Origin of the sequence: Kribbella sp. VKM Ac-2566, from assembly GCF_004366005.1 — a bacterium.
GTDB classification, from domain to species: Bacteria; Actinomycetota; Actinomycetes; order Propionibacteriales; family Kribbellaceae; genus Kribbella; species Kribbella pratensis.
Map to the genome: position 1 here is coordinate 232,652 of NZ_SODT01000009.1, position 17,310 is coordinate 249,961.

The 17,310-nt window shown below is 69.5% G+C and carries 24 protein-coding genes; 15 read left to right on the top strand and 9 right to left on the bottom strand.

Annotated elements, in window-relative coordinates; translation table 11 throughout:
- Positions 1 to 12: 12 nt before the first annotated feature.
- The 5 genes from EV647_RS41970 (at position 13) to EV647_RS12715 (ending at position 3,369) form a co-directional block, all read left to right on the top strand.
- Positions 13 to 174, top strand: a complete 162-nt coding sequence (locus EV647_RS41970; RefSeq protein ID WP_166679940.1) for a hypothetical protein — start codon at positions 13 to 15, stop codon at positions 172 to 174.
- Positions 171 to 632, top strand: coding sequence for a RidA family protein (locus tag EV647_RS12700; RefSeq protein ID WP_134002390.1), 462 nt, complete (start codon positions 171 to 173; stop codon positions 630 to 632). The genes EV647_RS41970 and EV647_RS12700 overlap by 4 nt, the downstream gene beginning before the upstream one ends.
- Positions 633 to 638: 6 nt before the next feature.
- Entirely contained in the window at positions 639 to 1,508 is an 870-nt protein-coding gene (locus EV647_RS12705) for an NUDIX hydrolase (protein WP_370342945.1), read from the top strand.
- The gene (locus EV647_RS12710) at positions 1,505 to 2,272 is read left to right on the top strand and encodes an MBL fold metallo-hydrolase (RefSeq protein WP_134002392.1); all 768 of its coding nucleotides are present in this window, start codon (positions 1,505 to 1,507) and stop codon (positions 2,270 to 2,272) included. The genes EV647_RS12705 and EV647_RS12710 overlap by 4 nt, the downstream gene beginning before the upstream one ends.
- 161 nt (positions 2,273 to 2,433) lie before the next feature.
- The gene (locus EV647_RS12715) at positions 2,434 to 3,369 is read left to right on the top strand and encodes a type IV toxin-antitoxin system AbiEi family antitoxin domain-containing protein (protein ID WP_134002394.1); all 936 of its coding nucleotides are present in this window, start codon (positions 2,434 to 2,436) and stop codon (positions 3,367 to 3,369) included.
- 117 nt (positions 3,370 to 3,486) lie between these two features.
- Here the strand turns inward: EV647_RS12715 and EV647_RS12720 are convergent, their stop codons facing one another.
- Positions 3,487 to 4,164 carry a Crp/Fnr family transcriptional regulator gene (locus tag EV647_RS12720; RefSeq protein WP_134002396.1) on the bottom strand — a complete coding sequence of 226 codons (678 nt, stop codon included), beginning with the start codon at positions 4,162 to 4,164 and terminating at the stop codon, positions 3,487 to 3,489.
- 254 nt (positions 4,165 to 4,418) lie between these two features.
- On the opposite strand from EV647_RS12720, the gene nth reads away from it, so the two are divergent.
- Genes nth through EV647_RS12750 form a run of 6 tightly spaced genes read left to right on the top strand, consistent with a single transcriptional unit; the run spans position 4,419 to position 8,994 of the window.
- Positions 4,419 to 5,183: an endonuclease III gene (gene nth, locus EV647_RS12725; RefSeq protein ID WP_134002398.1), complete on the top strand. Its 765-nt coding sequence runs from the start codon at positions 4,419 to 4,421 to the stop codon at positions 5,181 to 5,183.
- The gene (locus EV647_RS12730; RefSeq protein WP_238177172.1) at positions 5,180 to 5,821 is read left to right on the top strand and encodes a TlpA disulfide reductase family protein; all 642 of its coding nucleotides are present in this window, start codon (positions 5,180 to 5,182) and stop codon (positions 5,819 to 5,821) included. Before nth ends, EV647_RS12730 begins: the two co-directional genes overlap by 4 nt.
- Positions 5,818 to 6,588 carry a CoA pyrophosphatase gene (locus tag EV647_RS12735; RefSeq protein ID WP_134002400.1) on the top strand — a complete coding sequence of 257 codons (771 nt, stop codon included), beginning with the start codon at positions 5,818 to 5,820 and terminating at the stop codon, positions 6,586 to 6,588. Before EV647_RS12730 ends, EV647_RS12735 begins: the two co-directional genes overlap by 4 nt.
- The gene (locus EV647_RS12740; RefSeq protein WP_134002402.1) at positions 6,585 to 7,757 is read left to right on the top strand and encodes a MarP family serine protease; all 1,173 of its coding nucleotides are present in this window, start codon (positions 6,585 to 6,587) and stop codon (positions 7,755 to 7,757) included. The genes EV647_RS12735 and EV647_RS12740 overlap by 4 nt, the downstream gene beginning before the upstream one ends.
- 42 nt (positions 7,758 to 7,799) lie before the next feature.
- On the top strand, positions 7,800 to 8,306 hold the full coding sequence (locus EV647_RS12745) for a SigE family RNA polymerase sigma factor (RefSeq protein WP_238175426.1): 507 nt from the start codon (positions 7,800 to 7,802) through the stop codon (positions 8,304 to 8,306).
- Position 8,307: 1 nt separating this feature from the next.
- Positions 8,308 to 8,994, top strand: a complete 687-nt coding sequence (locus EV647_RS12750; protein WP_134002404.1) for a hypothetical protein — start codon at positions 8,308 to 8,310, stop codon at positions 8,992 to 8,994.
- On the opposite strand, the gene EV647_RS12755 is transcribed toward EV647_RS12750, so the two are convergent.
- From EV647_RS12755 to EV647_RS12770, 4 genes are all read right to left on the bottom strand, one after another.
- Positions 8,936 to 9,859 carry an alpha/beta fold hydrolase gene (locus EV647_RS12755; RefSeq protein WP_134002406.1) on the bottom strand — a complete coding sequence of 308 codons (924 nt, stop codon included), beginning with the start codon at positions 9,857 to 9,859 and terminating at the stop codon, positions 8,936 to 8,938. The two genes, EV647_RS12750 and EV647_RS12755, sit on opposite strands and share 59 nt — an antisense overlap.
- Positions 9,856 to 10,293: a phage holin family protein gene (locus EV647_RS12760; protein ID WP_134002408.1), complete on the bottom strand. Its 438-nt coding sequence runs from the start codon at positions 10,291 to 10,293 to the stop codon at positions 9,856 to 9,858. Before EV647_RS12760 ends, EV647_RS12755 begins: the two co-directional genes overlap by 4 nt.
- A gap of 53 nt (positions 10,294 to 10,346) precedes the next feature.
- Positions 10,347 to 11,561, bottom strand: a complete 1,215-nt coding sequence (gene nhaA, locus EV647_RS12765) for a Na+/H+ antiporter NhaA (RefSeq protein WP_134002410.1) — start codon at positions 11,559 to 11,561, stop codon at positions 10,347 to 10,349.
- A gap of 85 nt (positions 11,562 to 11,646) precedes the next feature.
- The gene (locus tag EV647_RS12770; protein ID WP_134002412.1) at positions 11,647 to 12,309 is read right to left on the bottom strand and encodes a haloacid dehalogenase type II; all 663 of its coding nucleotides are present in this window, start codon (positions 12,307 to 12,309) and stop codon (positions 11,647 to 11,649) included.
- A gap of 50 nt (positions 12,310 to 12,359) precedes the next feature.
- Between EV647_RS12770 and EV647_RS12775 the strand changes: the two genes are divergently transcribed.
- Positions 12,360 to 12,941: a TetR/AcrR family transcriptional regulator gene (locus EV647_RS12775; protein ID WP_134002414.1), complete on the top strand. Its 582-nt coding sequence runs from the start codon at positions 12,360 to 12,362 to the stop codon at positions 12,939 to 12,941.
- Here the strand turns inward: EV647_RS12775 and EV647_RS12780 are convergent.
- Positions 12,934 to 13,881 carry a glutathione S-transferase family protein gene (locus EV647_RS12780; RefSeq protein ID WP_134002416.1) on the bottom strand — a complete coding sequence of 316 codons (948 nt, stop codon included), beginning with the start codon at positions 13,879 to 13,881 and terminating at the stop codon, positions 12,934 to 12,936. The genes EV647_RS12775 and EV647_RS12780 overlap by 8 nt on opposite strands.
- A gap of 200 nt (positions 13,882 to 14,081) precedes the next feature.
- On the opposite strand from EV647_RS12780, the gene EV647_RS12785 reads away from it, so the two are divergent.
- Entirely contained in the window at positions 14,082 to 14,840 is a 759-nt protein-coding gene (locus EV647_RS12785; protein ID WP_134002418.1) for a GntR family transcriptional regulator, read from the top strand.
- Positions 14,841 to 14,878: 38 nt separating this feature from the next.
- Here the strand turns inward: EV647_RS12785 and EV647_RS12790 are convergent, their stop codons facing one another.
- A complete protein-coding gene (locus EV647_RS12790; RefSeq protein WP_134002420.1) occupies positions 14,879 to 15,553 on the bottom strand; it encodes a sugar isomerase domain-containing protein in 675 nt (224 codons plus the stop codon).
- Between the two features lie 45 nt (positions 15,554 to 15,598).
- Positions 15,599 to 16,231, bottom strand: coding sequence for an NAD(P)-dependent oxidoreductase (locus tag EV647_RS12795; RefSeq protein WP_134002422.1), 633 nt, complete (start codon positions 16,229 to 16,231; stop codon positions 15,599 to 15,601).
- Between the two features lie 73 nt (positions 16,232 to 16,304).
- Between EV647_RS12795 and EV647_RS12800 the strand changes: the two genes are divergently transcribed.
- Positions 16,305 to 16,649: a helix-turn-helix domain-containing protein gene (locus EV647_RS12800; protein WP_134002424.1), complete on the top strand. Its 345-nt coding sequence runs from the start codon at positions 16,305 to 16,307 to the stop codon at positions 16,647 to 16,649.
- Positions 16,650 to 16,699: 50 nt separating this feature from the next.
- Entirely contained in the window at positions 16,700 to 17,140 is a 441-nt protein-coding gene (locus EV647_RS12805; protein ID WP_134002426.1) for a MarR family winged helix-turn-helix transcriptional regulator, read from the top strand.
- A 2-nt stretch (positions 17,141 to 17,142) separates the two neighbouring features.
- Here EV647_RS12805 and EV647_RS41975 read toward each other — a convergent pair whose 3' ends face one another.
- Complete coding sequence (locus EV647_RS41975) at positions 17,143 to 17,310, bottom strand: hypothetical protein (protein WP_166679941.1); 168 nt, start codon at positions 17,308 to 17,310, stop codon at positions 17,143 to 17,145.

Consider the following 17,310-nt stretch of genomic DNA (forward strand, 5'->3'; position numbering starts at 1 on the left):
AGAGTCCCCTTCATGAAGAAGTTCGAGTACTTCACCGCGCCGCTGCTGGTCCACTCGACCAAGGAGATCCTGGACAACTTCGGCCAGGACGGATGGGAGCTGGTCCAGGTGATCCCGGGCCTCAACCCGGAGAACCTGGTCGCCTACTTCAAGCGGGAGATCGAGGACAAATGAGCCACCCCGAGGAGAAGCTCGCCGAGCTCGGCCTGAAGCTGCCCGAGGTGGCCAAGCCGGTCGCCGCGTACGTCCCGGCCGTCCGGACCGGTGACCTGGTCTACACGTCCGGCCAGCTGCCGCTGCGCGAGGGCACGCTGATCGCCACCGGCAAGGTCGGCGACGCGGTCACACCCGAGGTGGCCGGCGAGTGCGCCCAGCAGTGCGCGCTGAACGCCCTGGCCGCGGTCAAGGCGGAGATCGGCGACCTGGGGAACGTGAAGCGGATCGTGAAAGCGGTCGCGTTCATCGCCTCCACGCCGGACTTCACCGGCCAGCCGCAGGTGGCGAACGGGGCGTCCGAGCTGTTCGGCCAGGTCTTCGGCGGCGCCGGGCAGCACGCCCGGAGCGCGGTCGGCGTCCCGGTCCTCCCGCTCGATGCCCCGGTCGAGATCGAACTGATCGTCGAGGTCGGCTGACCGCTCGTGCGGGACCTGAAGTCGCAGCTGATGACCGGCCGGATGGCCGAGGTGGCCCTCGAGTACGCCGCGGGCACCCGGACGCCGGCCGATCCTCGCCCCGCCTCCACGGTCATCCTCCTCCGCGACCCACCACCGACCACACCGGCCGCCCCACCCCGACCCGCCGCACCAGCGGGTCGCCCGGAGGTCTACCTGCTGCGGCGGCAGCGGACCATGGCGTTCGCTGCCGGGATGACGGTGTTCCCCGGCGGGCGGGTCGACGCGACGGATTCCACCGTCGCGGACTCCTGGTCGGGACCTTCGCCGGAGTGGTTCGGCGAGCGGCTCGGCTGCTCCGCGCGGACAGCAGCGGCGTACGTCGCCGCCGCCGTCCGCGAGACGTTCGAAGAGTCGGGCGTCCTGCTCGCCGGACCGTCGGACGACTCGGTCGTCGGCGACACCACCGGAGCCGACTGGGAGGCCGACCGGGTCGCCCTGGAAACCCGTGAGCTGGGCTTCTCGGAGTTCCTGCACCGCCGCGGGCTGGTTCTGCGCGCCGACCTGCTCGGCCCCTGGACGCACTGGATCACCCCGGAGTTCGAGCCCAAGCGGTACGACACCGCGTTCTTCGTCGCCGCGCTCCCCGCGGGACAGGTCACCCGAGACGTGACGAGCGAGTCCGACCAGGTCACCTGGATCCGCCCGGCGGACGCGGTCGCGGCCGTCGACGCGGGCGAGATGCTGATGCTGCCCCCGACGTACATCTGCTGCCACGAACTCTCGCAGTACGACGACGTCGCGGCGATCCTGGACGCGGCCGGCGCGCGGGAGATCCGCGCGATCATGCCCACCGTGCGCGTCGACGGCGACCAGGCCTATCTGGAGACCACATGAACGTCACCGAGTACGCCACGCTGGTGCGGGCCGACAATCCCGGCCTGATGACGCTGGACGGCACCAACACGTGGATCCTCCGTGCCCCGGACGCCGAGCGGTCCGTGGTCGTCGACCCCGGCCCGATGCTGGAGGACCACCTCCGCGCGGTCCTGGACGCGGCCGGCAAGGTCGCCGTCGTACTGCTGACCCACAAGCACCCGGACCACTCCGAGGGCGCCGCGTGGTTCGCCAACCAGGCCGGCTGTGGCGTACGGGCTGTGGATCCCGAGTTCCGCATCCCCACCGATCACGCCCACGGTCTGGCGGAGGGTGACGTGATCACCGCCGACGGCCTCCGGATCGAGGTCCTCCCGACGCCCGGCCACACGCTCGACTCGGTCTGCTTCTGGCTGCCCCAGGACGGCTCGCTCCTCACCGGAGACACCGTCCTCGGCCGCGGTACGTCGGTCGTCGCGTACCCGGACGGTGCCCTGGGCCCCTATCTCGACTCCCTCGAGCGCCTCCGGGCCTTCGCGAACTCCCCGGCCGACGTACTCCGCCTACTCCCCGGCCACGGCCCCGTGATCGACGACCCGTCCGACGTCCTCACGTACTACCTGAACCACCGCGAAGAACGCCTGGCCCAGGTCCGCGAAGCCATAGCCCAAGGCCACACAACCCCCGAATCCATCGTCCAACACGTCTACGCCGACGTACCCCAATCCCTCTGGCCCGCCGCCGAACGCTCAGTCCGAGCCCAACTCGACTACCTGAACCCCTAGCTCCAGATGGGGTTGCCCACCGACCCGGAGGGTTGCCCCTCATATTTTCAGTGGGTAACCCTCCAACCGAGGGGATGCCCACCGAGTTGGAGGGTTCGCGGTTATCCACAGGTTGGGGTTTGTGGCAGCCGGGGGAGGGCGATTCGGTTGATGCTTGGCTGGTGAATCCGAAGTTGAAGCTCCTCGCAGACACCCAGGGCGGGGTGTACAGCCGTGGTCAGGCCGCGGATTGCGGTTACACCCCAGGGCAGATCAACGACCGGATCCAGGACGGACGCTGGGAGCGGATCCGCCACGGGCAGTACGCCGAGGCAGTCGAGCTGGACCATCTCCCGGCGTGGGACCAGCAGAGCCTGAAGCATCGTCGACTCGTCCACGCGGTGATGAACTCGATGAGCCCCGGCAGGGTTGCCGTGAGCCATCAGTCCGCCCTGGTCCTGCACCGAGTGCCGCTGTGGGGGCTCGAGCTCGCAGAGGTTCACGTGAATCGACTCGACCGGCACCGTGGGGGTCGGATCGCCGGTGTCCGCCACCATCGCGGCAAGCTCACCGATGTCGATCTGACCGTCACGGACGGTCTGCTCGCGACGACCGTGCCGCGAGCCCTCTTCGAGACGGCGTGTACGTCGTCCTTCGAAGCGGCTGTCGTCAGCGCGGACGCCGTACGTCGGGATCATCCGATCAGCGAGGTCGACGTACAGCGTTTGCTGGAGGCTACCGAGTTCTGGCCGGGGAGTGCGACGGCGAGGGCGGCCCTCGGCTTCAGCGATCCGTTGTCGGAGTCGGTCGGCGAGTCGCGATTCCGGGTGCTGGTGCATACCTATGGACTCCCCGCGCCAGTGCTCCAGGCGGTGTTCACCGACGCCGCCGGATTCGTCGGCCGGGTTGACTTCTTCTTCGCCGCGGAGCGGACCGTGGTCGAGTTCGACGGTTTGCTCAAATACGGCGACGGGGCACGGGAAACCTTGATCCGGGAGAAACTGCGGGAGGACCGTCTCCGCGCCCTCGGACTGCAGGTCGTCCGCGTCACGTGGGCGGACCTCGACCACCCCGCCAGCCTCATCGCGCGCATCCGCGCCGCCTTCGCCCGCGCCTGACCGACCGAACGTTGCCCACTCATCTGGAGGGTTGCCCCCTCGTATTTTCAGTGGGCAACCCTCCAGTTGAGGGGATGCCCACCAAGCTGGAGGGTTCGCCGGCGGGCGGGAGTGGGGCTAGCGGGCGCGGCGTTGGAGGCGGTCTACGTCGAGGAGGACTACCGAGCGGGGTTCGAGGCGGACCCAGCCGCGGGAGGCGAAGTCGGCGAGGGCCTTGTTGACGGTTTCGCGGGAGGCGCCGACCAGTTGGGCGAGCTCCTCCTGGGTGAGGTCGTGGTGGACGTGAACGCCGTCGTCGGCGGTGCGGCCGAAGCGGCTGGCCAGGTCCAGGAGGGCCTTCGCGACCCGGCCCGGTACGTCGGAGAAGACGAGGTCGGCCACCACCTCCGAGACCTTGCGGAGCCGGCCGGCCAGCTGCAGCAGCAGGCCGCGGGCCACCGCGGGACGGCCGTCGAGCCAGCGGAGCAGCTCGTCGTGGGTCAGCGACATCAGCTGGGCGTCGGTGACGGCGGTGACGGTCGCGGACCGCGGTCCCGGGTCGAACAGCGACAGCTCACCGAACATCTGGCCCGGCCCGAGCACGGCGATCAGGTTCTCCCGGCCGTCGGCGGAGGTGCGGCCCAGCTTGACCTTGCCCTCGACCACGACGAACAGCCGGTCACCGGAATCGCCCTCGTGGAACAGCACCTGACCGCGGCGCAGCCGGCTCTCGGTCATCGATGCGGCCAGGGCGTCGGCCGCCTCGTCGTCGAGCTGACTGAACAGCGGTGCCTGTCGGAGCACTGCGGCATCCACTTCTGGGCCTCCTAGGACCTTCGACCACGACTACGAACGTGGGATCCGCCACGTCCGTCGACCGATATGTGTACACCCGGTCGCCCCAAAACCGTAGCTCCTCGGGTGTCGGCACCGCCATGTAGGCTCGCCCCGACTCGCCGGAGCACCACACAGTGTGCCCTTCGGCACCCTCAGTAACCCGCGATTGCCACGCCGCAGCCGCTGGGCAACGGCAGCGTGGGTTGTCGGTGGGCGGACGTAGGCTGGCCTCCATGCCATCCCCGCGCGTCGCGGAGCCCCTCGTGGCGGTCCCGCTCAAGCTTCCCCGCAAGGCCCCGGTGTACGTCGACGAGACGCATACCCAGCTGGTCCGCCGGGCCCGGAAAATGCACAAAGTACTGACCGAGACCTACCCCGACGCGCACTGCGAGCTGGACTTCACCACCCCGCTCGAGTTGCTGGTGGCCACCATTCTCTCGGCCCAGACCACCGACGTCACGGTGAACAAGGTGACCCCCACGCTGTTCGCGAAGTACCCGACCGCGCAGGCGTACGCCGAGGCCGACCGGGACGAGATGGAAGCGATCCTCAAACCGACCGGCTTCTTCCGGGCGAAGACCAACAGCGTCATGAAACTCGGCCAGGCGCTCGTCGACGACTACGACGGCGTCGTACCGAACAAGCTCGAGGAGCTCGTGAAGCTCCCCGGCACCGGCCGGAAGACGGCGAACGTGGTCCTCGGCAACGCGTTCGGCGTCCCGGGGATCACCGTCGACACGCACTTCGGCCGCCTGGTCCGCCGGTTCGGCTGGACCGCCGAGGAGGACCCGGTCAAGGTCGAGCACATCATCGGCGACCTGTTCCCGAAGAAGGACTGGACGATGCTGTCGCACCGGCTGATCTTCCACGGCCGTCGGCGCTGCCACGCGAAGAAGCCGGCCTGCGGCGCCTGCCCGATCGCCCAGTGGTGCCCGTCGTACGGCGCCGGACCCACCTCCCCCGACGTCGCCGCGAAGCTGGTGAAGGCCCCAGCGTGAGATCCGGTACGTCGTCCCGCGGCACGCGATCGCTCCTAGGGCATGTCTGGCAATCCAGACATGCCCTCGTCGGGGCGGTCGCGTTGGTGTTGTCGGTGACACTGGCGGCGTGTGGATCGGAGCAAGCAGGTGACAGCGGTACGCCGTCGTCCGGGCGGAGCGCGGTACCGGGCGCGGACCGGCTCAAGGCCTGCCCGTCGGCGCCCTCGAAGCCACCGGTCAGCAACGGCCTACCGGACATCAGCCTGCCGTGTCTGGGTACTGGACCGGACGTCCGGCTCGCCGATCTCCGGGGGCCGCTGGTGATCAACGTGTGGGCGCAGTGGTGCGGCCCGTGCCGCGACGAAGCGCCGTACCTGGCCGCGCTCGCGAAGTCGGGCAAGGTGACGATGCTGGGGATCGACTACGACGACCCGCGGCCGGAGCTCGCGGTGAAGTTCGCCGACGCGGAGGGCCTGGCCTATCCGCATGTCGTCGACCAGGACAAGGCGATCCAGCGGGCGCTGAAGGTCGGCGGCCCGCCCTTGACCGTCTTCGTCGACGACAAGGGCACGGTCGCCTACGTGCACCGCGGCGTACTGACGTCCCAGCAGCAGCTGGATCAGCTGCTCGAGGAGAAGCTCGGGGTGACCCGATGATCTTCAGTAACGTCGGGATCCCGGACTGGCTGGGGCCGCTGGCGAAGGCCTCCGAGGACGTGGATCCGAACGTGTTGTCCCGGTTCCTGCCGCCGGACGACCCGTCGGTGCGCAAGTCCGCCGTCCTGATCTTGCTTGCTGACGGCAACGACGGGCCCGAGGTGCTGCTCACCGAGCGGGCCTGGACGCTGCGCAAGCACGCCGGGCAGATGGCGTTCCCGGGCGGCGGCGCCGACCCGGAGGACGGTCCCGGGGAGAGTGGTCTGGTCCGCACGGCCTTGCGCGAGGCCGAGGAGGAGACCGGCCTCGACCCGGACGGCGTCGTACCGTTCGCGATCTGGCCGGCGCTCTGGGTGCCGGTGAGCAACTTCGGCGTGTCGCCGGTGCTGGCCTGGTGGCGGGAGCCGTCGCCGGTCGCGGTGGTCGACCCGGCCGAGGTCGCGTCCGTTCACCAGGTGCCGGTCAGCGCGCTCGCCGACCCGGCGAACCGGATCAGCTGCCTGCACCCGAGTGGTTTCACCGGCCCGGCGTTCATCATCGGCGACCTCTACATCTGGGGGTTCACGGCCGGGTTGCTGGACAAAATGCTGCAGCTCGGCGGGTGGTACCGCGACTGGGACCCCTCGAACGTCGTACCGTTGCCCGACCGACTGGTCGAGGCGGCCTGGCGGAGCGAGGGACGACGGCCGGAGGACGTGCGGCGGATGACCGCCATCGAGCACGATCTCGGCCGGACGCCAGGTGACAAGTCGGAAGGCGTGGAATGAGCTTGCTCGACTGGGTGGTCGTGGGTGCGGCGGTAGCGCTGGCCATCTCGGGGTACGTCGAGGGCTTCGTCGTCGGAGCGTGCGCAACGCTCGGCCTGCTCGGTGGTGCGGCGCTCGGTGTCTGGGGAGTCCCCAAGGCGCTCGACCACTTCTCACCGAGCGTCACCGTGTCGTTCGTCGCGTTGTTGCTGGTGGTGGCGCTCGCGTCGTTCGGGCGATGGCGTGCCGCCGTGATCGGCGCCTGGTTACGCAACAAGATGTCGTGGCGGCCGGTGCGCTTCCTGGATGCACTCGCCGGTGCGGCGCTGGCGGCCGCGTCGGCGCTGATCGTCGCGTGGGTGCTCGGGGTCGCGGTGAGCGGCGCCCGGATCCCGAGCGTCACGTCTGCCGTTCGCGGGTCCGAGGTGCTCGCGAAGGTCGACGAACTACTGCCGAACAGCGCCGACCGCGCGTTGCAGTCGTTCAACGACGTCGTCAACACGGACCTGTTCCCGCGGTTCCTCGACCCGTTCGTCCCGGAGCGGATCCGGGAGACGCAGCCGCCGGACAGCGCGATCGCCCGGCAGCAGCCGGTCCGGGACGCGTACACCCGGATCGCCAAGGTCACCGGCGTCGCCAGCTGCTCGCGCGGCCTGGAGGGCAGCGGGTTCGTCTACGCGCCGAAGCGCGTGATGACCAACGCGCACGTCGTCGCCGGAGTCAGCTCGCCGCAGGTCGAGGTGAACGGGAAGAAGTACGACGCCAAGGTCGTGGTGTTCGACCCGGAGACCGACATCGCGGTGCTGTACGTGCCGAAGCTGACCGAGGCCCCGCTGTCCTTCGACCTGACCGGTAAGGCCGACGACCCGGCGGTCGTGCTCGGCTACCCGGAGAACGGCCCGTTCGACTCCGAGCCGGCCCGGATCCGCTCCGAGGAACGGCTGCGCGGCCCGGACATCTACGGCGACAGGACGGTCACCCGCGAGGCGTTCTCGATCTGGGCCTCGGTCCGCCCGGGCAACTCCGGCGGTCCGCTGCTGTCCGCGAAGGGCGTCGTGTACGGCGTGGTCTTCGCGGCCTCCGTCGAGGACAACCGCACCGGTTACGTCCTCACCGCCCGGCAGGTCGCCGACGACGCCCGCGCCGGCGCCTCCGCCACCCAAGAGGTTTCCACCCAATCCTGCACCTGATGCAGCAGGTCGTGGTGCTCACCGCGTTGAAGGACTGTGGCGGTGGCAGCGAGTGAGGTGGGGCGTGAGTTGTCGTTCGACGAGCTGGTAGCGGCGAACGAGCAACGGTTGCTGCGGTTCGCCGTCATGCTGACGGGCGGACGGCACAGTGCGGAGGACCTGGTCCAGACCGTCTTCACGCGGGCGTACCGCAAGTGGAGCCGGATCAGCGAGGTCGATCAGCCCGATGCCTACTTGCGCCGGATGGTGCTCAACGAGTTCCTCAGTTGGCGCCGGCTGCTGAAGCACGGCGAGCTGCCGGTCGCCGAGACCCGCGACGTACCCACCGACGAGGACATCGGCAACCGTCACGCCCAGCGCGATGCGGTATGGCGGCTGCTCGCCGGGTTGCCCCGCAAGCAGCGCGCCGTGCTCGTCCTGCGGTACTACGAGGACCTTCCGGACGACGAGATCGGCAAGCTACTCGACATCACCCCGAGCACAGTCCGATCCAACGCTTCCCGAGCCCTCGCGGCTCTTCGCGACCAACTGCCCGCAGAGGAGGCCTGACATGACCAAGCCGACCCGGCTGACCGACGAGGAGCTCGGCGACCTCCTCCGCGAGACCTTCACCGAGCGCGAGACCCTGGCCGATCATTTGCCCGAGGCAACCAAGCGCCGGAACCCGGTCCCGGTCCTGCTCGCGGCCGCCGCGGTCCTCGTCGTCCTCGCCGGCGTCCTGTACGGCGTCCACCGGCCCGACCGCTCCGATCCGCCACCGGCAGCGACGCCGGCGGTCTCCGACGACGGCCAGATCTGGGCTGCCGCCGTCTTCTCGATCGCGCGCCGGGTCGAGCCTTCTGACGGCTGGCAAGTCGTGCAGGTATTCGGCCAAGGCCAGCGTGCAGAAACTCAAGCGTTGAAAGCATCCCCGGCCCCGGTCGTGACATTCTCCGCCACCGCGAAGGCGCGGATCGAGATGGCGGTCCGGCCGCTGGCGCCGGTCACGTTCGACGGCGAGGACCCGTCCTGTGCCGACCGACGGGTTGCGACCGTCACCGTCGGCCCCGTGGTCAGCAAGACCGACCACAAGGAAGTACACACCAGCATCTTCTACGACTGCGGCCGCGGCTCGATCCTGACCTACCGGATCGAGCAGGCGGCCGGCATTTGGAAGGTCACCGGCATTGTCGGCCACGTCACCGGCGTCGTGCCTGCGGGTGGATGTCCTTCAGCCAGTCCACGAGAAGGGTGTTGAACAGGTCCGGGGCTTCCTCGTGGGGGAAGTGGCCGGCGGGGGTGATGAGTTCGTGGCGCAGCGGTGCTGTGACCAGATCTGGGGGTGTGACCACGGTGGGGGACACCGCTGCGTCCCGTGCGCCTTGGAGCTGCAGGACGGGTACGGCGACCGGCGTACGCATCTTCGCCGAATACTTGCGGCCGTCCGGGCGCAACCGGGACCGGGCGAACCAGCGGTGGTACTCGAGCGCGCAGTGCGGTGCCGGCCAGACCTGGAGAGCGGCCCGGTAGCGCCGCGACGCCTCCGCGTCCGGGAAGGTCCCGCCCGGCGCGGCCCAGGCACGGAGCAGACGCTCGATGTGGATCCCGTCCTGCGCCAGCAGTCGGCGCTCGGGCAGGATCGGCAGCTGGAACCACGCGCTTCGCGTCAGCGCCTTCGTCTGCCCGGACCGGGTGAGCAACAGCGGGTGCGGCGCCGACACGGCAGCCAGCCCCCGGACCTGCCGCGGTGTCAGTACGGCGGCCGACCACCCGATGAACCCACCCCACCCGTGCCCGACGACGACCGCATCCGTTGCGCCGAGCGACCGGATCACCCCGGACACGTCGGCGGCCGCGGTGTACGGGTCATAACCACGAGGTGTCTTGTCGCTGGCGCCGTACCCCCGTAGATCCATCGCCACCGCGCGGTACCCGGCGGCCGCCACAACGGGCAGTTGGTGTCTCCAGGCCCACCAGAACTCGGGGAAGCCGTGCAGGAACAGGACGAGCGGATCCTGCGCCGCGCCACACTCCGCGACGTGGAACCGGGCCCCGTTGGCCGCGACCAGTGAGTGCGACCAGGGGCCGTCGACCAGGAGGTCGACGACTCCTGCCGGGCTCAGCGCCGTACGCCCGGCTCAGGCAAGGCCAACGTCTCGTCGTCGCCCTTGCCGATCGACTTGAGAACCTCGACCGACTCCTTCGAGGTCTCGATGGTCCGCGTCGGACCCTTCGCGCTCTTCAGCGCCCGCATCCCGATGAACACCAGGATCGCGCCGATCAGCAGGAAAGCGCCGGCGACGATCAGGAACGCGATGGCGGGGTGCAGGCCCGCCGCGGTCAGGCCGTACGCCGCGGCGATGCACAGCAGGATGACCGCGAGCAGCCCCAGGAACGCGGCCGCCGCGAACATCCCGGCTCCGGTTCCGGCCGCGACCGCGGTCTTCTTCAGCTCGGTCTTCGCGAGTTCGATCTCGCTGCGGACCAGGCTGGACAGCTCCTTGCTGGCATTCGCGACCAGCTGGCCGACCGTGGGCTCGTCCCCATTCATCGACATCGCGACTCCTTCCCGCACGTCCGTGCTCTGACACTACCGCCCACGCCCGCGGGTCAATCGGTGTACGCGCGGTTCCGGCGAGCCAGGAGCAGCGCGGCGATCAGCGCGGCCAGCACCGAGGCGATCAGTACGGCGGCCTTCGCGCGCTCGACCTGGGCGGCGTCCGACCCGAACGCGAGCTGCGCGATCAGCAGCGCGACCGTGAACCCGATCCCGGCCAGCACCGACACCGCGGCGACGTCCCGCCAGGCCAGATCGGAGTTCAGCTCGGCCCGGGTGAAGCGCGCGGTCAACCATGATCCGCCGAACACCCCGATGGTCTTCCCGGCCAGCAGCCCGGCGACGATGCCGATCGCGACCGGGTCGGTCAGCAACTGCCGTACGGCGCTGCCGCTCAACGTCACCCCGGCGGCGAACACCGCGAACAGCGGTACGCCGACCCCCGCGGACCACGGCCGCAGCCGGTGTTCGATCCGCTCGGCCGGCGCCTCGTCCTCACCGGGATCCGCGACCACCCGCGTGACGAGCCCGAGCGCGACGCCGGCGATCGTTGCGTGGATCCCCGACTCGTGCATGAACCACCAGGCCGCGATCGCGATCGGCACGTAGAGGAACGGCGTACGGACGCGGCGGCGCTGGAGGACGTACCAGAGCGCGATCAGGGCGACCGCGGCGAGCAGCTGGAACGGGTGGAACCCGTGCGAGAAGAACACGGCGATCACCAGGATCGCGCCGAAGTCGTCGACCACGGCGAGGGTGAGCAGGAACGCCCGCAGCGCGCTCGGCAGCGACGATCCGACGATCGCGAGGACGGCGAGCGCGAAGGCGATATCGGTTGCCGTGGGCACCGCCCAGCCCTCCGGCTTGCCGTCGTTGGTCACCAGGTTGGTGATCAGATAGATCATTGCCGGGAGCACCATTCCGGCGATCGCCGCGACCACCGGAACGACGGCCTCGTTGAGCTTCGACAGCGTGCCGACCACGATCTCGCGCTTCAGCTCGACCCCGGCCAGGTAGAAGAACAGTGTCAGCGCGCCGTCGGAGGCCCAGGCCTCGACGGTGAGCGGGCCGAGCTGCGCTTCGCGGACGTGGTGGTAAGCGTCCTGCCAGGGCGAGTTCGCCCAGACCAACGCGACCACGGCCGCGGCGAGCAGCAGCAGACCACCGGTCGTCTCGGCGCGCAGCGTGTCGGCGAGAAATGCCCGTTCACGGCCGAGAATGCGGGGAAATGCGCGCCTACGCTGCCGGATCCGTGGGTGCTCGCTCATGGACGGCCCTTCGTTCGGGGTCGGTCGGACGGACTGCCGACCAGACTTCCCGGCGCACCAACGCCATCCTAACGTGTCCCGACCGCTACTCCCGGATCAGTTCGGCCAGGGCCTCGAAGTCCGCGGCCGTGTGGTCCGGCGTGCCGAACACCTTCGGGTACGGCGTTTTCCGGCGGTCGATGTAGAAACCCTGGAGCCCGGCGCGCTGGGCGCCGTCGATGTCCCACGGGTGCACGGCGGCGAGACCGATCCGTTCCACGGGCACTCCGCAGACCTCGGCGGCGTACCGGTAGGCGTCGGGGTGCGGCTTCCAGCGTTGCGGCACCGACACGTCCAGCCGGTGCTCGAGCAGGGGCAGGATGCCGCCGTCCCGGAACACGTTTTCGGACATCGCTGCCGAGCCGTTGGTCAGGGTGACGATGCGTACGCCGGCCTCGTGGATCTTGTGCAGACCCGGCGCGACGTCGGCGTGCAGCGGGAGGCGGGTGAATCCGGAAAGTACGTTCTTTGTGGTTTCCGCGGTCGGCTCGATCCCGGCCGTGCGGAGCTGCGCCTCGAGGAGCTCGGCGGCCAGGTCGCGGAAAGCGGCGTACGCACCGACCGCGGTCAGCGCGAAACCGTCCCGCAACGTCGCGGCGAACCAGGCGTCGAGGCTGTGCCGGGGCAGCCCGGCCGCCTCGAACCCGTCCCGCAGCGGCTCCATATCGGTCAGCGTTTCGTTGACGTCGAGCACCAGTACGTCGATCATCACGACTCCTCGCTATCTTGGATCGGTCGTTCCAAGATATGATGCCGGGTATGCCCGATGTCAAACATTTCGACGAGGCGGAGGCATTGGCTGCCGTCGAGCAGTTGTTCTGGCGCCGTGGGAGTGCGGCGACCGGGATCCAGGACGTGGTCGCCGCGACCGGACTGAGCCGGTCGAGCCTGTACAACGCGTTCGGCGGCAAGGACGACCTGTATGCGGCGGCCGCGCGGCGGTACCTCGAACACCGGTCGCGGCCGATGTTCGACGAGCTCGCCGCGGACGGCCGAGGTCTCGCCGCGGTGCGGGCGTTCTTCGAGCAACTGGTGCGGTTGCGGTGCTCCGGGGAGTACGCCGGGTGGGGGTGCATGATGGCGAACGCGAACGCCGAGAGCCCGCCGGACGCCGTACGGGCGGTGTTGTCCGAGCATCACGCCGTACTGCGGGATTCGCTCGCCGCCGCGCTGAAGGTTGCTCAGGGCAACGGAGAGTTGCGGCCCGGGACCGACGTGCCGGGGGCGGCGGAGCTGCTGACGCTGCTTGCGTACGCGATCAACCTGCGTTCGCGATCAGGGGCGACCCGGGCGCAGTTGAGGTCGGCGGTCGACGCGGCGCTGGCGGCGCTCGCTACCTGATCCAGGCCAGCGGGTCCGGGCCCTTCGGGACGATGCCGGTCGGGTTGATGTTGTCGTGGGTGACGTAGTAGTGCCGCTTGATCTGATCGAAGTCGACGGTCTCGCCGAAGCCGGGAAGCTGGTACAGGCGGCGCGCGTACGCCCACAGGTTCGGGAACTCGGTGAGCTTCTGCCGGTTGCACTTGAAGTGCCCGTGGTAGACCGCGTCGAAGCGGACCAGCGTGGTGAACAGCCGCACGTCCACCTCGCGGAACGTGTCGCCGAGCAGATACGTGCGATCCGCGAGCCGTTCCTCCAGTACGTCGAGCCGCGCGAACAGGGCGTCGTACGCCGCGTCGTACGCCTCCTGGCTGGTCGCGAAACCGCAGCGGTACACGCCGTTGTTCACGTCCCGGTAGATCTCCTCGATCAACTGGTCCATCTCCGCGCGATCGGCGGGGATCAGTTGCGGGGCGTCGGGTCGGTGGAACTCGGTCCACTCGGTGGAGAGGTCGAGAGTGATCTGCGGGTAGTCGTTCGTGACCACTTCACCCGTGGTCGTGTCGACGATCGCGGGCACCGTCACGCGGCCGTCGTACGACGGGTCGGTACGCAGGTACGCCTCGGACAGGTACTCGATGCCGAGCACCGGGTCGCGACCGTCCGGGTCGAGCGTGAACCGCCAGCCGCGCTCGTCGCGGATCGGGTCCACGACCGCGAGGCTGATCGCGTCCTCGAGACCGAGCAGCCGGCGGACGATGATCGAGCGATGCGCCCACGGGCAGGCCAGGCTGACGACCAGCCGGTACCGGCCCGGCTCGACCGGCCACCGGCCCTGGTCGTCCGGTCCTTCGCCGGGTGCTGCCGTGGAGTCGCGGGAGATCCGGCCGGTGAATCTGTTGCCCTGCCGCTTCCACTCACCGGTCGACGACGTCTCCTGCACGAACTGTCCCGGGGTCATAGCGCTAAAACTACCCCCGGCGGGAATTGCCGAGCCTGTGGATCGTCGCTGGCCGTGAGGCGGCACCGGACGTTACAGTCGGCCTGACAAGGTCGTCCGGGACGAAGTGGTCGCGGGTGCCTTGCGCGGCCAGGACCCAGCCGCGGCCCGCGTTCCCCGGCAACCGGTTTGCCGGGCAGATTCCCAGGGATACTGACCTCATGGCCCGCCCACGGAACAACCCCGGCGATCTCGCCGAGCTCCCTACCGCGCTGCGGCCCGATCGTCCGAAGGGTGACCAGATTCGCGAGATTCTGGAGAACCTCACGCGCTCGCTGGCCGTCGGCACCGTGCTGCCGTCCGAGCGCGTCCTCGCCGAGCGTTTCGGCGTCGCCCGGATGACCGTCCGGCAGGAGGTCGACCGCGTCGTGGCCGAGGGCCTGGCCAACCGCCGCCCCGGCGGCGGCACCTTCGTCGCGGAACCGCGCCCGTCCCGGATGCTCGCGTCCTCGTTCAGCCAGGACATGATCAACCGCGGCATCGAGCCCGGCGCCAAGGTTCTCGAACACCGCGTCGGTGCCGCGGACGAGCACCTCGCCCGAGAGCTCGAGGAGCCGATCGGTACGCCGGTCCTGCACCTGGTCCGCCTGCGCACCGCCGACGGCGACCCGATGGCGATCGAACGCACCGCCCTGTCCCTGAACCGCTACCCCGGCCTGGAGGAGATCGACTTCGCCGAGAAGTCCCTGTACACGATCCTCGCCACCCGGTACGGCGTCACGCTCGGCATGGTCTCCGCCTCCATCGTCGCCGCCCCACCCGAACCAGGCGACGCCGAACTCCTCGAGATCGACAGCTCCACCCCCTGCCTGATCATCACCTCGGCCCCCCGAACCGCCACCGACCAGGTCATAGAGTTCGGCCGCTCCATCTACCGCTCAGACCGCTACGACATAACAGTCGCCTACCGCGCCACCTGACTCTCATGCGGTGAGCGGACGGCTGAGCGTTCGTGGGGCTAGACGTTCAGGCTGCGGAGGATGTTGGGGGGTTGGCCGCGGTCGGTCAGGCGGGTTACTACTTCTACGGTTAGGGCCTGGAGGAGTAGGGCGCCTACCAGGGTGGAGGTGGCGCCGGTGGGTTCCGGCGTACCGGGGACTTTGATGAGGGCGTCGCCTGGTACGCCGCAGTTGTCGATGACGACGTCGGCGGTTTCGAAGAGGCGTTGGCCGCCGGGGGCGCGGGACGTGGTGGCGTTCGAGTGGGCCAGTGAGGTCAGGGCGATCACCTTCACGCCGCGGGCGCGGGCGCCGAGGGCGAATTCGACGGGTACGGCGTTGCGGCCGGAGTTCGACGCGATGAGCAGTACGTCGCCGGACTCCAGCGGATTGATCTCCAGCAGGACGTCGGCCAGGCCGGGGAGGCGTTCGAGGAGCGAGCTCTTCTGCAGGCCCTCGTGCAGCATCAGTCCCGGTTCGAGGATCGCCCGTACGTCGGCCAGTCCGCCGGCGCGCCCGTACAGCTCCTCGGCCAGCGTGTGACTGTGCCCCGTCCCGAACACCCAGAACGTCTTCCCGTCGGCGAGCGCGTCGGCGACCAGCCCCGCCGCTACCCGGATCGCGCCGAGTTGCGTCTCGGCCGCCTCCTGCGCGATCGCCAACGCCTTACCCAAGTACTCCTCCGCCCCAGCCATATGCCGAACCTATCGCCCGTACGTCGGCGCCCGCGACCCACCCGTCTAGACCACTACCCCGATCGCGGTGCGGTGGTGCACCGGGCGGTCTACCTCGTCGACGAGTGCGACCGCGAAGTCGGCGTACGAGATCAGACCCTGGGCATCCGCCGGCGCCACGCGATACCTCCCCTTCCGGGACGGATCGGCGTGGTCGAAGTCCCCGGTGGGTGCGATCGAGACCCAGTCGAGGGACGACTGCGCGAAGACGTCCAGCGCTGCCTGGTGGGCGAGGAAGAACGAGCGGTACTCCCGCGGGTATCCGTCGGTGTCCATCAGCAACGTCCCGTCCGCGGTCGGCAGGATCGACGCCAGCCCGACCCACACGAGCCGTCGTACCCCGGCCTTCTCTAGCGCGTCGACGAGGGCCTGAGCAGCCCGCGGGAAGAACTCACCCGGGTCGCTCCCGCCGTCGTACACCCCCGCAATCACCGCATCGCAACCCATCGCCAACTCCGCAAGCCGCCCCGCATCCGTCACATCCCCGACGACCAACCCCGCAGCCGTCCCATCTCCAACGACCTGCCCGGCAGTCGTCGTACGGGCGACGCCGACGACGGAATGCCCGCGGCTCTGGGCCTCCGTGACGGCCGCTGATCCGGCCCGTCCGCGGGCTCCGATCACCAGAATCTTGCTCACCGCAACCTCCTCGACAAAGTGGTACGGCGACCGTAGGAGGAAGGGTGGTTACCGATTGGATACCGTGGTGAGCATGGCGGCGCTGCGAGCGGACATGTTCGAGGAGATCTGCCCGTCGACGCTGCTCCCGTTCCGGATCGGCACCGACAAATGGGCGGGTATGGTGCTGCGCTGCCTCGAGGACGGCCCGCGCCGGTACTCCGAGCTGCGGGTCCCGCTCGCCCGGATCAGCCCGAAGATGCTGACCCAGTCGCTGCGGGCGCTCGAGCGCGACGGGTTCGTTCGGCGGACGGTTGGCGAGCGCCGCGTCACGTACGAGCTCACCGACCTCGGCCGCAGTCTGCTCGAACCGCTGAAGCTGATGTGCGCCTGGGCCGAGGACCACTGGGACGAGCTCCTGGACGCCCGCGAATCGTAGGTGACGCCAACATCGGTGGAAGCGAACCGTTGACGACCTAGACTGCGCGGGTGGATGAGCAGACCCCGACCGCCCTGACCGAATTGCCGAGCTGGTTGCTGACCCAGAGTGCGAGCCAGGCACACCGGATCGTCACCGAGTCGTTCGCCGCCGGAGGTGCGCGGGCGTACCACTTCCGGCTGCTCGCGACGCTGGTGGAGTTCGGGCCGGCCAGTCAGGCGACCCTCGGGCGGCGCAGCTCGATCGACCGCAGCGATGTGGTTGCCGCCCTCAACGAACTCGAAGCCGAGGGGTACGTCGAACGCAGCGCCGACCCGGCCGACGGCCGTCGTAACGTCATCACGATCACCACGGCCGGCAAGCGCCAGTACCGGCGGCTGACGACGCTGGTCGGCAAGGCGCAGGAGGAGATCTTCGCCCCGCTGTCGGCCACCGACCGTACGCGCCTGACCACGATTCTGGGCAAGCTCCTCGCCTACCACCAGGAATAGCTTCAGACCGGAAGCTGGGCGCGGGCCGCCTTCTGGGTGCGGCGAACGCGCAGCTCGCGGGCGTGCACCCGGCGGCGCGCGGCCCGCGAGATCTTCCGGCGTTCCGCGGCGTCGTGAGTCGGCGTCTGGCCCATCGGCTGCATCGGGTTCACATACCGTCCGATGCGCAC

Excerpts from the sequence above, each read along its gene's own strand:
- EV647_RS12800 (WP_134002424.1), top strand. The coding sequence starts at position 16,305 with ATGGCGGCGCTGCGAGCGGACATGTTCGAGGAGATCTGCCCGTCGACG.
- nth (WP_134002398.1), top strand. The coding sequence starts at position 4,419 with ATGCCATCCCCGCGCGTCGCGGAGCCCCTCGTGGCGGTCCCGCTCAAG.
- EV647_RS12750 (WP_134002404.1), top strand. The coding sequence starts at position 8,308 with ATGACCAAGCCGACCCGGCTGACCGACGAGGAGCTCGGCGACCTCCTC.
- EV647_RS12740 (WP_134002402.1), top strand. The coding sequence starts at position 6,585 with ATGAGCTTGCTCGACTGGGTGGTCGTGGGTGCGGCGGTAGCGCTGGCC.
- EV647_RS12735 (WP_134002400.1), top strand. The coding sequence starts at position 5,818 with ATGATCTTCAGTAACGTCGGGATCCCGGACTGGCTGGGGCCGCTGGCG.
- EV647_RS12770 (WP_134002412.1), bottom strand. The coding sequence starts at position 12,309 with ATGATCGACGTACTGGTGCTCGACGTCAACGAAACGCTGACCGATATG.
- EV647_RS12780 (WP_134002416.1), bottom strand. The coding sequence starts at position 13,881 with ATGACCCCGGGACAGTTCGTGCAGGAGACGTCGTCGACCGGTGAGTGG.
- EV647_RS12700 (WP_134002390.1), top strand. The coding sequence starts at position 171 with ATGAGCCACCCCGAGGAGAAGCTCGCCGAGCTCGGCCTGAAGCTGCCC.
- EV647_RS12710 (WP_134002392.1), top strand. The coding sequence starts at position 1,505 with ATGAACGTCACCGAGTACGCCACGCTGGTGCGGGCCGACAATCCCGGC.
- EV647_RS12790 (WP_134002420.1), bottom strand. The coding sequence starts at position 15,553 with ATGGCTGGGGCGGAGGAGTACTTGGGTAAGGCGTTGGCGATCGCGCAG.
- EV647_RS41970 (WP_166679940.1), top strand. The coding sequence starts at position 13 with ATGAAGAAGTTCGAGTACTTCACCGCGCCGCTGCTGGTCCACTCGACC.
- EV647_RS12775 (WP_134002414.1), top strand. The coding sequence starts at position 12,360 with ATGCCCGATGTCAAACATTTCGACGAGGCGGAGGCATTGGCTGCCGTC.
- EV647_RS12785 (WP_134002418.1), top strand. The coding sequence starts at position 14,082 with ATGGCCCGCCCACGGAACAACCCCGGCGATCTCGCCGAGCTCCCTACC.
- EV647_RS12760 (WP_134002408.1), bottom strand. The coding sequence starts at position 10,293 with ATGTCGATGAATGGGGACGAGCCCACGGTCGGCCAGCTGGTCGCGAAT.
- nhaA (WP_134002410.1), bottom strand. The coding sequence starts at position 11,561 with ATGAGCGAGCACCCACGGATCCGGCAGCGTAGGCGCGCATTTCCCCGC.